The sequence below is a fragment of the Rhodococcus sp. GB-02 genome, from assembly GCF_053470465.1.
Genome location: NZ_JBPUKE010000002.1, coordinates 575,265 through 588,019, shown reverse-complemented (window position 1 = coordinate 588,019; position 12,755 = coordinate 575,265). Strand labels below are relative to the sequence as shown.

Below are 12,755 nucleotides of genomic sequence, written 5' to 3'. Positions count from 1 at the left end.
TAACGGCGTCCTGTCAAAATGACTTCGTGGCCAACAATTCGAAGCAACACTATGTAGATCCAGGATGGCCGGAAACTGCAGACGGAGATCACGCAGTGACCGAATTGTCATCGACCCGTGCAGGTGGACTTTCACCCTTCGGCGAGGACACCACCTTTCCGGTTCCGGTGGAGTCACTCCCTTACGTACACCCGCACACAGTCATCAACCGATAACAACTCGACAAGAAGAAGGCCCGCACCGATTCGGTGCGGGCCTTCTCTAGTTCGAGCGTCCGAGCGGACAGTCTTGCCGGTGTTACTTGAGGAACGTCTTCGCGGTGTCTGCGGCTGCGAGGATCTGCGGGTCGACCGGGATGCCGTTGGCCTTGGCGAACGCGATTGCCTGATCGATGGCGTCGGCAACCGGGTGCGCAACGGTCTGAGCGACCTGCTGAGCCGGAGCCGGAGCTGCCTGAGGAGCCGTGGTGGCTGGAGCGGAACGCTCGGTGGCGCCGCTGCTCAGTCCGAGGCTGGAGGAGCAGGAGGGCCATGCGCCCCAACCCTGGTTTGCAAGAACACGCTCGGCAACAACGATCTGCTGCTCGCGAGAGGCCTGGTTTGCGGTGGCTGCATACTGTCCGCCGCCGTGTGCGTTCCACGTGCTGGGGGAGAACTGCAATCCGCCCTGGTAACCGTTGCCGGTGTTGATGGCCCAGTTTCCGCCGGCCTCACACTGGGCGAGACGATCCCAGTCGGAGTCGGGGGCAGCGTTTGCGGTTCCGGTGGCTGCAATTCCTGCTACGCCCATGATGGCGCCGGTGACGGCGACCTTGGCGACAGTGCGGCCGGTGGTGGTGGGCTTGCGATGGCGTCCGCTCATGATGGTCGAAATCCTCTCCACACGCGCCTGCGAGGTCAGCTGTCGGGTTCGGGCTGAGAGGTCGCCCGGCCTCGCCTTTCCTGGCTGGAAAGGGTCTGGCTTCACCCCAAGATTCGGTCTTGCGACCGAACCGGTGTCCACTGGAGAACTTTTCTGTTCTCACAGAGGACTTTGGGTCCCCCGTCCTCGTCCCTGGAATGCTCTGTCGGAAGTCCGGTACCCGCGGGACAAGGCTTGGCGCGGCGGGCCGGAGGTGGCCGAGTTTCCCGGCCGAAAACGACGGTAACGGCTCGCGTCCCTCGTGTCACCATTTGATAACGCGGCGTGGCGAAAGACGTACAACCCGTCACACAAAGCGCAGGAGACTCTTCCCAGGTAGGTGGGGGTGCTTCAGTGAATGTCCGGTTGTGTCCGTTCTGTTATCCATCCGTAATGTGATCAAGGTCACATCGTTACAGGGATGGATTCGACGGCTATGCGTAATTGACGCGGTCCACGTCGACAATCTCCTTGCCGAGCGGCATCAGCGAGATCGGAATCATCTTCAGGTTCGCGACCGCGAGCGGAATTCCGATGATCGTGATTGCCATTGCGACGGCGGTGACGATGTGTCCGATCGCCAACCAGATGCCGGCGATGATCACCCAGATGACGTTGCCGATCATCGAACCGACACCGGCGGTCGGCTTGTCGACGACGGTCTTACCGAACGGCCACAGTGCGTAGATGCCGATGCGGAACGCTGCGATTCCGAAGGGAATCGTGATGATGAGGATGCAGCAGATGATGCCTGCGGCGAAGTAACCCAATGCCAGCCAGAAGCCGCCGAACACCAGCCAGATCACGTTCAGGAGGATTCTCATGGTCAGTGACCTTTCGGTAGGAGGCGGGAGAGATCAGCGCACGCGTCGACCGGATCTCAGCGTGTAGACGATCGCGAGCAGGAAGCCGATCGGGCATGCGAGTGCGACGAGGTACAAGGCCAGGCCGGGCGGAGTGTCGCTGAAGATGTGGACCGCGAAGATGGCCACGATTGCCAGGAATCCGACGATGAACAGTGCCATCGCAGTACGGAACAGACCGTTTCCGGTGCCGGAAGTGCGCGGGTTCGGTTGAGGGTCCACACGTACGAGGATAGTGCCTGTAAACCTGGGTGCCGACCCGGGTTCGTCACAGGTAGACTGTTAACAGACTGCGCGCCCCGCTGAAGCAAGTGTGGGGCGCGTTCTTTTGCATTCTTCCACCGGAAGCGATGCGAGCAAGGCCATGAGGCTCTTTCGAGAGCCTCCCGAGCACATTGGGGCAGATGCCCCAGTCGAGTGATGAGCAGGTGAACGCGGTGCCGACCGGCAAGGTGAAGTGGTACGACGTCGAAAAGGGTTTCGGCTTTCTGTCGCAGGAAGAGGGCGAGGACGTCTACGTCCGTGCTTCCGCTCTCCCCGAGGGCGTCGAGGGCTTGAAGGCCGGCCAGCGCGTCGAGTTCGGCATGGCTGCAGGTCGCCGCGGTCCGCAGGCGCTGAGCCTGAAGGTGCTCGAGCCGGCGCCGTCATTGCGCGGCGCTACGGCGACGCGTCGTGAGCCCGTCGAGCGTAAGCACACCCCTGACCAGCTGCACGGCATGGTCGAGGACATGATCACGTTGCTCGAGGCGAAGGTCCAGCCGGATCTGCGCAACGGCAAGTACCCGGACCGCAAGACCGCTCAGCGGATCTCCGAGGTCGTCCGGGCCGTCGCGCGCGAGCTCGACACCTGATCGCTTCGACACGAGCTGCCGTACACAGCTGCTGACAAAATGCCCTGCACACCAATCGGTGTACAGGGCATTTTCATGGTCCGGGGATCAGGCGGTCTTGATCGACCAGATCAGCAGTCCCTGCTCGCTTCCCTCACCGACGGCGAGGTGGATTTCGACGCCGACGAGTTGTTTGACGGGATCGCTCGAAGATTCGACCGTCACGGCCAAGGCCTCACCGGGCTCGAAGACTCGGGGCTCGCCGGTCTGGTTGCCGTCGGCATCCTCGTAGACGGCCAGCAATGCCCACTGCGCATCCGAGACGTCCGTCGACAACGACAGCTGCAACGGATAGCCCGCTGGAACGTCGAGTGCGTAGATGTCGCCCACCTGGGCGCACTGGGACAGATCGATGGTGCAGAACCCGGCAGGGTTGGTCTCGATCGTCTTGCCGTGTGCGTATGCAGTGATGACCGGCAGCTTGTCGGGGTCGTCGTTGATGTTCTTGATGATCACGAAAAGAACGGAGACGTAAGCAACCAGTGCCACCACCATCAGGACACTGATCGCTGCCACGATCTTCTTTGTTCTCGAGCGCATCATCACTGCGGAGTACTTCCTTGTCCTCGGTTGGATTTACCGGTGTAAATCACTTCGGTCACTTCTTGTTCGGCCAGATCGGGTCGCTTCCCGCCGAGGCCGGGCAGGAGGCTGTTTCCTCGGTAGCTCAGGAAGGTCTGTAGTAGCCCGATCGTCAGGAACACCGATACAACAGTGAACCCGATCCAGTATTCGGTCGGAAGCAGAACCCCCAATGCGCCGCCGAGTACCCAGCTCAACTGCAGAACCGTCTCGGATCTGCCGAATCCGGACGCGATCGATTCCTCGGGCAGGTCGTGCTGCAGTGATGCGTCGAGCGAGACCTTGGCGAGGGCGCTGGCGGCGGAAGCGATGAGCGTGGCCAGGGCGGCGGTCATCAGGTTGTCCGTCAGAGCGGCGATCACGGCGATGATCCATACCGAGGCCGTGCACCGAAGCACGATCAACGCGGGCCGGCCGAGCTTGAGGCGAGCGCCCGCGGCATTGCCGGCGAAGTTACCCAGACCGGCGGCTGCGCCGACCAATCCGAGCATCATGGCCTGCTGGAGTGGCTCGTGATCGGTACGTGATTTGGCGACGAACGCGATGTAGAGCGTCAGAAAGCCGGTGAGCACTCGGATGGTTCCGTTGCCCCAGAGTCCGATGATCACTGCCCGTCCGAGAGGCTGACGGACCTTGGCCGGTTTCGCGTTCGGCTGTGGTGGGGCGCTGCCGGCGTGATGTGCCTCGTCCGGGTGGTAAGTGATTGTCGCGGGAACCTCGCCCTCGGTGACCTCGACCCACGACGGGATTCGCATGCTCAGATATGCGCCGAAGACAGTGACGGCAACCGCGAACCACAAGGCGCCGGTGGAACCGAAAGCGAGGGCGAGCGCACCCGCGACAGCGCCGGCCCCGATCGTTCCACCGATCAACCCGAAGACCGTCAGACGCGAATTGACTCGCACCAGGTCGATTTCCGGTGGTAGCACGCGTGGAGTCACCGCACTCTTGAGTACCGAGAACGATTTACTGAGCACCATCATGCCGAGCGCGGCCGGATACAGAATCCAGCTGTCGAAGTTGAAGACCAGGATCACCGCGAGGAGCGTCCGGACTCCGAACGACGACGCGAGCGCGATTCGGCGGCCACGCTGCAAGCGGTCGAGCATCGGACCGATGAGCGGCGCGATTACGGCGAACGGCGCGATCGTGATCAGGAGATACAGCGCGACCTTGGTCTTGTCCTCGCCCGTCGCGGCCGAGAAGAACAGCGTGTTGGCGAGGGCGACGGAGATGGCCGCGTCGGTGGCATTGTTCGTCATCACCGCGTAGGTGAGAGCGGTCAGGCCGGACTTGTCCGCGCCGTCGGCCTTCGCTGCGCGCTGGAAGGTCGCGATGCCCTTGTTCGTCAGTTCACGGCTGCGCATCGCTGCGACGCGGGTGACGGTGAGTTTGCGAGGCATCGGGGGAGCCTTGGGAGCGTCCGCACCCGGTGCCTTCGAACCGGACGCGGAATCCGAGTCTCCCCGTGATTCCGGGATCGGATGCAGCGGCGGCAAAGGCGTGCGACGGGCCGCGGGACGGGCCGAAGGCGGGTAGGTGTCCTGGCGGGCCGCGGGTGGGTAATTGTCGTAACCGGGGTGCACCTGTTGCCCCTCCGGCTCGTCGTGGATTCGCCGAGTTTCGGGGTCGTAGGGTTCGCGCGGTCCGGTCACCACTCAATTCTGTCCTAGTGTCGGCGCGGCTACCACGCACACCCCTGCGAGTCCTGTGTCATGTCGGACTCAGTTAACGAAACGGACTTCGAACATCTGCGGCCAATACTTACCGGTGAGCAGGAATCGATCGGTACCGGGAATCTGCGCGATGCCGTTCAGAACGTCGACGGTACTGGTCGATCCGTCCGTGACGAGTTCTTCGCGGAGCAGCGACGCGTCGTACACGTTCATGACGCTGCCGTCCGACGGGTCGATCCGGACGACGGTGTCCGTGGTCCAGACATTGGCGTAGACGGAGCCGTCTTCGGCGCATTCCAGTTCGTTCAGTTTGCCGACGGACTCCGAAGACCTGGTGACGTCGATCGTGGAGATCGACGCGAAGGTTTCGGGATCGCGAAAGGTCAACGTGGCCGAACCGTCGCTGGAGACCAGCCGATCCCCGAGCGAACAGACTCCCCATCCCTCGGTGTCGAGTGGGAACCGCCCGCGTTCGATCAAGGTGTCCTTGTCACGGGCGATGGCAACGCCGTCTTTCCAGGTGAGTTGCCACAGTGTGTCTCCGGCGACCGTGATGCCCTCACCGAACAACGGCGGGTCGAGATCGGCACGTGCGACTTCCGGTCCCGAAGCGGGAGCCTGCTCGTCCGAGATCCCAGTCGAGCGGACCCAGGACCGGCCGACGCGCCCGGTACTTTCGTAGAGACGATTTCCGTCGATCTCGAGGCCTTGTGTGAACGCGTCGGGGTCATGCGCGGACACTCGAACGATCTCGACGGAGCCGGTTTCGGTCGTGAGGTTGTCGGGAGCGCTGGGGGAATCGGAGCACCCCGTCAGCGCCGACGCGATCACGGCGACCGCTGCGAAACTGCGCACGGAATTGGCGTGTGACCTACCCATCTGCCCAGCATGGCAGCCCAGTGCGTTGCGGACTTGCGGTGGTGCGGCAAACTGGAGGAGTGAGTGTTGCTACTTCTCCAGAGCGTGCAGTGCCGCGCCCAGTACTGGCCGATGCGGTCGAGCTTGCCCGAACGGCAGTCGTCGACCTGCATGAAGGCGGTGTGGGGGCATACCTCGGCGTGACGTCGGAGGACGAATTTGCCGCCACCCATCGATTTGCAGCAGACATTCCGGGATACCGCGGTTGGCAGTGGGCGGTTGTCGTCGCTGCCGGACCGGAGGACACCCACGCCACGGTCAGTGAGTTGGCGCTGTTGCCAGGTCCCGACGCGTTGGTTGCGCCGGAATGGCTGCCATGGGATCAGCGGATTCGTCCCGGCGATCTCTCCGTCGGTGACCTGTTGGCTCCGCCGGCCGAGGATCCTCGCCTCGTTCCCGGCTACGTCGCCACCGGTGACCCGGAAGTCGACGAGGTAGCTCTCGAAATCGGGCTCGGCCGCAAACAGGTCATGAGCCTCGAGGGCCGACTCGATGCCGCACAGCGTTGGTTCGACGGTGACTTCGGCCCGGAGTCGGAAATGGCGAAGGCCGCGCCGTCGACGTGTGGGCTGTGTGGGTTCTTCCTTCCGCTCGCCGGTTCGCTGCACGCAGCGTTCGGCGTGTGCGGCAACGAACTCTCCGCAGACGGTCGTGTGGTCAGCGTGTCCTACGGTTGTGGCGCGCACTCGGACACCAGCTTGCCGCTCGGTGCGGGTTCGCCGCAGTTCGACGCATTCGACGACGGAGCAGTCGAGCTGATTGCGGCGCCAGCTCGCCCGTCGAGCGTTGTTGCAGTTGAGGATTCGGTATCCACCGAGTAGAAGATCCGTTCGGCACGGACGCACTCAGGGCAGCGACGCTGCGCGCGTGGTCGGAATCTCCGACGCGATTGCGTGAAGACGCGGCTGCTGAATCCGATCTCGCGAAGGCCGGGTACCGCGACCGTCTGCTCACCGAGTTGGCACAGAACGCTGCCGATGCGGCTGCACGTGAGGGCATCGCAGGCTCTTTGTGGGTGGACCTGGACGGTCAGACGCTGACCGTGGCGAACACGGGCCGTCCGCTGGACGAATCCGGCGTGCACGCGCTCACGGCGCTGCGAGCGTCGAACAAGGTCGATGCCGACGAAGGCGTCACGGGTCGGTTCGGCGTCGGATTCTCGGCAGTTCTCTCGGTCAGTGACGAGGTGGAACTGCGCTCGTCGACGGGATCGATTCGGTTCTCCGCCTCGCAAACCCTGCGCGAGATCGAGTCTCACGAACTTCCCGTGCCGGAAACCGGTGTCCCCGTACTCCGTTTGGTGTGGCCCTCGGTCGAATTGCCCAGCGACGGTGCCGATTCAGAAGTGGTGCTGACTCTGCGGCCGGATGTCGATGCCGCGGCGCTGCTTGGGCAGATGACGCGCGAGGCCGTCGACTTGCTGCTCGAACTCCCGGCCCTCGGATCTATTCGTCTGGGTGAGAAGACTTTTCAGCGATCGGAACGAGTGCTGGAATCCGGTCTCGTGGAGATAGCGATCGGAGACCGTACGTGGTGGCAGTACTCGGCGCCGAACGCACGATGGTTGGTACCGGTCCACGACGGGATCGTCGAGCCGGTGTCCGACGACGTCCTGCGTGCCCCGACGCGATCCGACGAGGAGCTGTCGATCCCGGCGATCGTCATCGCCGACATAGCGATGCAACCCGATCGCCGACGCATCATGCCCGCTGCGCCGATCGCTCCGCTCGCCGAGGGATACGCGAAGTTCCTTGCCGCACTGCCGTCCCGGCAGCGCACGGCGCTCGTCCCGATTCCTGCCTTCGCCCGAAGTGAAACGGATTCGCTTCTGCGCGAAGCGCTTCTGAAGGAGTTGCAGGAGAACGAGTGGCTTCCGGTGGTCGGTGAACCCGACCGGGCGCCGCAGCGAGCATCCGTGGTTCCCGGGCTCAGTGACGAACTCGCCGATTTGCTCACCGACATCATCGGCGGACTGGTTGTCCCCGAACTCTCCGGCCCCAAGCACGAGCGAGCACTTGCGGCGGTGTCGACGCACCGCATCGGGCTCGCGCGCATCGCGGAACTGCTCAGTGGACTCGAACGTGAACCGAGTTGGTGGAATCGACTCTATGCGGCCCTCGAGCCCTTGGTGATCGACACTCTTGCGGTGGAAGAACTTGGAACGCTGCCGGTTCCACTATCCGACGGACGGATCGTGACCGGTCCACGGACCGTCGTCGTCGGCGTCGAACTGGGTGAAGACGCACCGTCGGTGCAGTGGACGAGGTTGGTTCATCCCGTCGCGGCTCACCCGTTGCTGTCTCGATTGGGAGCACAGACCGCGAGTGCCACCGACCTGCTGTCCGATCCGGCGCTGCGCGCATTGATCGAAGATGCTGCGGATCAGGATGATTCGGTAGTGACGGACTTGGCGCAGGTGGTGCTCGGATTGGCGGCCCACGTGGCGCCGGGGGCGCTGCCGTCATGGATCGGTGAAGTGCTGCTTCCTGATTCGGAGGGAGAATTGCGTTCCGCCGACCAGCTTCTGCTTCCGGGGGCTCCCCTCGCGGGTGTCCTGGTCGAGGATTCTCCCTTCGGCACAGTCGACGCTGATTTCGTGCAGCAGGTGGGGGAGCAGGCACTTCGGGTAGTCGGTGTCGGGTGGGGCTTCACTGTGGTCCGCGAGGAATTGCCGTCCGGCCCGGATCACGATCTCGACGCCGAAGACGCATGGTGGGACACCCTCGACGAGGATCCCGAATACATCGAAGCCGTGCGCGATCTCGATCTCGTGGACGAAGACCGCTGGGCTCAGGCGTTGTCGCTGCTGGTCGAGTCGCCGGCGACGCGGGCGCTGCTCGTCGACCGCCGCGGATACACGGCGTGGTGGTTGCGTTCGAATGCGGAACTGGGCGGTGAGGTTCTGGGGCTGCTGCGAGCTCCGGGCGATCGCACTTTCGAAGGATTGCTCGACGCTGCCGAACACCCCGACGCCGGATTCTTTTCCGGACTGCTGGCATCGGATACCGTCGACGATCCGGAACTGGCTCAGCTGCTGCTCGATCGGCTTGCCGACCCACTACGGATGCCGGCCTCCGCCGTCGTTGCGCGGACGCACCGACTACTGGGTGAGGCAGCGCAGCGACGGGTTCTCGACCTCGAGGAACTGCGCCTACCGCCATTCGTACGCGGTCTTTCCGGTGACCTGGTGGATCCCGGCGACGCTCTTGTTCTCGACCGGCCATGGCTGGGAGCGGCACTGCCTGCGCAACGAGTGGTGCTCGGCAGCTTCGAGACGGCCGACGCACTGGCGGATCTCCTCGACATCGCAACGGCGTCTGCATCCGTTCACGGACGAGTGAGGAGTGCCGGCGTCGTCACGACTTGGGCGAACGAACCACAGGCAGTTCTCGGCTTCGCAGCCCTCGGCCGTGAGGTTCCCGCCGGCGAGGTAGTGATCCATCACGAACTGTCGGTGGAACTGACAGGAGCAGTGGAGGCGACAGTGACCGTGCCGTGGTGGGTGGACTCGGACGGCGTTCATCACGTGATGCGCACGTGGACACTGCCGCAAGGAATGTGAGGACAGATGTCTTTTGATCAGTGGGTGCTCGACAGCGCAGTGAGTCAGCGGGCGGCGTGGCTCGTGGACGTGGTCGACGTCATCACCGACAGTGGCGGAACACTCGCGTCGTGGCTGATCGCGACGCTGCTGACGATCGTGCTTCTGGTTCGAGGGCTGCGCACCGAAGCTCTGTTGATCGCCGGGTCGATGTTGACCGGACTACTCGTGATGAGCGGATTGAAGCGCATCTTCACCCGAACCCGTCCACCCGTTCCGGAGCGTTTGATCGAAATCGATTCGTATTCGTTCCCGTCGGGCCACGCGATGATGAGCGCGATCCTCGCGACTTCGGTTGCCGCCGTGATTCTTCGGCTTGTCCTGCCGAGGCTCGCGAAGTTGGTAATGTTCGCGAGCCTCGGCCTGTACATGATCGCCGTCGGATTCTCCCGCGTCTACCTGGCTGCCCATTGGATGACCGACGTTCTGGCAGGTTGGGCGTTCGGGATGATGTGGGCCGGAGTTTGGATTTGGGGAACTGCGCAGATCAAGGCGCGCCGGACGCCGGTTACTTCGTAAGTTCGGCGAGTAATTCGCTTGTAGCCCAAGGCAAGCTCAGCGCTGAGCTTGCGGTCAGAGCAGCGCCGACCTGCGGGGCCTGATCGTCGTTGACGTAAACGACACGGTTGTTCTTGGCCACGTCGAGTTGCTGGAAGCCGAGAGTGTTCCGGACCGCCTGGGCGGCATCGGGATTGCCGATGACCACGAGACGGTCCACATCGAGGAGATCGAGTCGTTCGGTGGAGATCGGAGCGTAGAACTCGCCGTTCATCAACGCCTCGACCGCGAGAGCAGGTTTGAATCCGAGGCTGCCGAGGATCCGTCCGCGGGCATCCTCGGAGGAGAAGGCGTAGAACTCCGGAGTCGTGTCGACGCTGATGATCACCGCGGTCTGATCCGCGAATTCGGGGTGAGCGCTTCTCGCGTCGGCGAACTGCTTGTCGATGTCGGCGACCAACTTCTCGCCGTCGGCTTCGCGGCCCACTGCCTTTGCCGCGGTCTTGGTCGTGATCTGCCACGGGGTTGCGTAGTCGCCGTAGGCCGGATCCTTCGCAACGGTGGGGGGCGATCGCGGAAAGTGTGCTGTACAGGTCTTTGTCGATGCTCGAGTAGAGCCCGAGCGTGCTCATCGTTGTAGCCGACGGTGACGATCCGCTGTGGTTCGGAATCGATCGTGGTGCTGCCGAAGGCGTGATCGATCGTGACGGGGAAGGCGCCGCCTCCGGAAGTCGACGAACTATTTGTCGCGTCGTCGTCGCCCGATCCGCAGGAGACGAGTGCTGTGCCGACCAGGGCAACGGACGTCAGTCCTCGGCTTTTACTACGGTCGAGGCTTTTCCGACGATTTCGGAGGGAGATCCTCACGGTGGCGTGTTTCCTTTCAGCGGCGGCAAGCCGGGATCCGCACAAAAGTGCAGGGTAGGCTTACCATACTGAAGGGGTGAATCGACCCGCTCAGTCGACCAGACCGGCGCCCTGTTGCGCGCCCTTGTCGCCGCGTACGGCTGCGCGCCGTTGGATCGAGAACAGAGCGAAACCGAGGAAACCGACTCCGATGCCCGCGTAACAGATCGGGAGTGCATCCGACCAACGATCGCCGCTCACCGCGACCACGATCGTGGCGACCACCCACAACGCGGTGCCGACGATCAGTGCCGGCGCGGGTGCGGACAATTTGCCGATCAGGCTGGTTGTGTTGCGAGTCTCCGTCACAAAATTAACGCTACCCGTACCCCGGTGGCCTACTCTCCCTAGTGCGACCGGCTTCATGTGCGCCGGCACACGGCGACCTACAGCGATGGGGAAAGAACAAACATGGCGGCACCCGGCAAGATCCTCGACACCTATTTCAAGATCAGCGAACGAGGGTCGACGATCTCGACCGAGATTCGCGGCGGTGTCGTCACCTTCGTGGCGATGGCTTACATCGTGGTCCTCAACCCCCTGATCCTCGGCAGTTTCTCGGCTGACGACGCCGCAGCGAAGACCGACGTTCTCGGCAACATCCTTCCGGTCAACCAGGTGGCTGCGGTCACCGCTCTGGTTGCCGGCCTGATGAGCATCGTCTTCGGTGTCGTTGCCAACTATCCGTTTGCCATCGCCGCGGGTCTCGGCATCAACAGCCTGCTCGCCGTCACCATCGCACCTCAGGTCACCTGGCCCGAGGCGATGGGCCTGGTGGTCATCGACGGCGTGATCATCGTTCTGTTGGCACTCACCGGTTTCCGAACTGCGGTGTTCAATGCGATTCCCTCGGCATTGAAGTCCGCGATCGCGGCCGGTATCGGCATGTTCATCGCCTTCATCGGGCTCGTCGACGCCGGGTTCGTCCGCCGTATCCCCGACGCCGCCGGTACGACGGTTCCCGTCGGACTCGGAATCAACGGCTCCATCGCTTCGTGGCCGACCGTGGTGTTCATCTTCGGTGTCCTGCTCATGGGTGTTCTGGTCGTGCGCAAGGTTCGTGGTGGACTGCTGATCGGCATCGTCGTCACGACGATCCTCGCCGCGATCATCGAGGCAGTCGCTGACGTCGGACCCTCGCTCGGAACCAACCCCAAGGGCTGGAACCTCAGCATCCCCGCGATCCCGGAGATGCTCGGCGGTATGCCTGATCTGAGCCTGGTCGGCGACGTCAGCATCTTCGGCGCATTCACCCGCATCGGTGTTCTGGCCGCCAGCCTGCTTGTCTTCACCCTCGTACTCGCGAACTTCTTCGACGCCATGGGCACGATGACGGGTCTCGGTAAGGAAGCCGGCCTGACCGACAAGGACGGAAACCTCCCCAACGTCGGTCGCGCGCTTGTCGTCGAAGGCGCGGGCGCGATCGTCGGCGGTGGCGCTTCGGCGTCGTCGAACACCGTGTTCGTGGAATCCGCGTCGGGTATCGCCGAAGGCGCCCGCACGGGTCTGGCAAACGTGGTCACCGGACTGCTCTTCCTCGTCGCGATGTTCCTGACGCCGCTGTACTCCGTTGTGCCGATCGAGGCAGCTGCGCCTGCCCTCGTCGTCGTCGGTGCGCTGATGATCGGACAGGTCCGAGACATCGATTTCACCAAGTTCTCGGTGGCACTCCCGGCGTTCCTGACCATGATCGTCATGCCGTTCACCTACTCGATCGCCAACGGCATCGGCGTCGGCTTCATTTCGTGGGTGGTCCTGCACGCTGCCAGCGGTGGTATCAAGAAAATCCACCCGTTGCTGTGGATCGTGGCGGCACTTTTTGTGGCCTACTTCACTGTCGGACCCATTACCGACGCGCTTACGTGAAATCGGGGTTGACCGGTATTCGATTACGTGAGCTACCGGCCAGCTCGTGACGTAT

The 12,755-nt window shown here is 63.3% G+C and carries 14 protein-coding genes and 1 riboswitch; of the genes, 6 read left to right on the top strand and 8 right to left on the bottom strand.

The genetic code is table 11. The annotated features are described in order from the left end of the window. The first annotated feature begins 26 nt into the window (after positions 1-26). Positions 27-215, top strand: a complete 189-nt coding sequence (locus tag ACSW29_RS15875) for a hypothetical protein (protein WP_019744939.1) — start codon at positions 27-29, stop codon at positions 213-215. Between the two features lie 82 nt (positions 216-297). On the opposite strand, the gene ACSW29_RS15870 is transcribed toward ACSW29_RS15875, so the two are convergent. From ACSW29_RS15870 to ACSW29_RS15860, 3 genes are all read right to left on the bottom strand, one after another. Continuing rightward, positions 298-861, bottom strand: a complete 564-nt coding sequence (locus tag ACSW29_RS15870; protein ID WP_230814530.1) for a transglycosylase family protein — start codon at positions 859-861, stop codon at positions 298-300. Positions 862-869: 8 nt separating this feature from the next. Beyond that, positions 870-1,079, bottom strand: a riboswitch (cyclic di-AMP (ydaO/yuaA leader). A 255-nt stretch (positions 1,080-1,334) separates the two neighbouring features. After that, entirely contained in the window at positions 1,335-1,724 is a 390-nt protein-coding gene (locus tag ACSW29_RS15865) for a YccF domain-containing protein (protein ID WP_003939919.1), read from the bottom strand. Between the two features lie 33 nt (positions 1,725-1,757). Further along, entirely contained in the window at positions 1,758-1,985 is a 228-nt protein-coding gene (locus ACSW29_RS15860) for a hypothetical protein (protein WP_003940194.1), read from the bottom strand. A gap of 215 nt (positions 1,986-2,200) precedes the next feature. Between ACSW29_RS15860 and ACSW29_RS15855 the strand changes: the two genes are divergently transcribed. Beyond that, the gene (locus ACSW29_RS15855) at positions 2,201-2,614 is read left to right on the top strand and encodes a cold-shock protein (RefSeq protein WP_007733502.1); all 414 of its coding nucleotides are present in this window, start codon (positions 2,201-2,203) and stop codon (positions 2,612-2,614) included. An 87-nt stretch (positions 2,615-2,701) separates the two neighbouring features. Here ACSW29_RS15855 and ACSW29_RS15850 read toward each other — a convergent pair whose 3' ends face one another. The 3 genes from ACSW29_RS15850 to ACSW29_RS15840 all read right to left on the bottom strand — a co-directional run bounded on the left by ACSW29_RS15850 (position 2,702) and on the right by ACSW29_RS15840 (position 5,790). Beyond that, entirely contained in the window at positions 2,702-3,196 is a 495-nt protein-coding gene (locus ACSW29_RS15850) for a DUF2771 domain-containing protein (protein WP_207624414.1), read from the bottom strand. Next, complete coding sequence (locus ACSW29_RS15845; RefSeq protein WP_448277670.1) at positions 3,196-4,890, bottom strand: MFS transporter; 1,695 nt, start codon at positions 4,888-4,890, stop codon at positions 3,196-3,198. Before ACSW29_RS15845 ends, ACSW29_RS15850 begins: the two co-directional genes overlap by 1 nt. A gap of 69 nt (positions 4,891-4,959) precedes the next feature. Then, the gene (locus ACSW29_RS15840) at positions 4,960-5,790 is read right to left on the bottom strand and encodes a glutaminyl-peptide cyclotransferase (RefSeq protein ID WP_448277669.1); all 831 of its coding nucleotides are present in this window, start codon (positions 5,788-5,790) and stop codon (positions 4,960-4,962) included. Positions 5,791-5,828: 38 nt separating this feature from the next. On the opposite strand from ACSW29_RS15840, the gene ACSW29_RS15835 reads away from it, so the two are divergent. From ACSW29_RS15835 to ACSW29_RS15825, 3 genes are all read left to right on the top strand, one after another. Continuing rightward, a complete protein-coding gene (locus ACSW29_RS15835; protein WP_317828792.1) occupies positions 5,829-6,650 on the top strand; it encodes a DUF3027 domain-containing protein in 822 nt (273 codons plus the stop codon). A 68-nt stretch (positions 6,651-6,718) separates the two neighbouring features. Beyond that, entirely contained in the window at positions 6,719-9,391 is a 2,673-nt protein-coding gene (locus tag ACSW29_RS15830) for a sacsin N-terminal ATP-binding-like domain-containing protein (RefSeq protein ID WP_448277668.1), read from the top strand. Between the two features lie 6 nt (positions 9,392-9,397). Next, positions 9,398-9,949: a phosphatase PAP2 family protein gene (locus tag ACSW29_RS15825; RefSeq protein ID WP_448277667.1), complete on the top strand. Its 552-nt coding sequence runs from the start codon at positions 9,398-9,400 to the stop codon at positions 9,947-9,949. On the opposite strand, the gene ACSW29_RS15820 is transcribed toward ACSW29_RS15825, so the two are convergent. Next, complete coding sequence (locus ACSW29_RS15820) at positions 9,939-10,415, bottom strand: ABC transporter substrate-binding protein (RefSeq protein ID WP_448277666.1); 477 nt, start codon at positions 10,413-10,415, stop codon at positions 9,939-9,941. The genes ACSW29_RS15825 and ACSW29_RS15820 overlap by 11 nt on opposite strands. 470 nt (positions 10,416-10,885) lie before the next feature. Further along, positions 10,886-11,143, bottom strand: a complete 258-nt coding sequence (locus ACSW29_RS15815; protein WP_151531711.1) for a DUF2530 domain-containing protein — start codon at positions 11,141-11,143, stop codon at positions 10,886-10,888. Positions 11,144-11,245: 102 nt separating this feature from the next. On the opposite strand from ACSW29_RS15815, the gene ACSW29_RS15810 reads away from it, so the two are divergent. Further along, entirely contained in the window at positions 11,246-12,700 is a 1,455-nt protein-coding gene (locus ACSW29_RS15810) for an NCS2 family permease (RefSeq protein WP_003940242.1), read from the top strand. Positions 12,701-12,755 lie beyond the last annotated feature (55 nt).

Coding starts and splice junctions, on each gene's coding strand:
- ACSW29_RS15850 (WP_207624414.1), bottom strand. CDS start 3,196: ATGATGCGCTCGAGAACAAAGAAGATCGTGGCAGCGATCAGTGTCCTG.
- ACSW29_RS15810 (WP_003940242.1), top strand. CDS start 11,246: ATGGCGGCACCCGGCAAGATCCTCGACACCTATTTCAAGATCAGCGAA.
- ACSW29_RS15825 (WP_448277667.1), top strand. CDS start 9,398: ATGTCTTTTGATCAGTGGGTGCTCGACAGCGCAGTGAGTCAGCGGGCG.
- ACSW29_RS15865 (WP_003939919.1), bottom strand. CDS start 1,724: ATGAGAATCCTCCTGAACGTGATCTGGCTGGTGTTCGGCGGCTTCTGG.
- ACSW29_RS15840 (WP_448277669.1), bottom strand. CDS start 5,790: ATGGGTAGGTCACACGCCAATTCCGTGCGCAGTTTCGCAGCGGTCGCC.
- ACSW29_RS15870 (WP_230814530.1), bottom strand. CDS start 861: ATGAGCGGACGCCATCGCAAGCCCACCACCACCGGCCGCACTGTCGCC.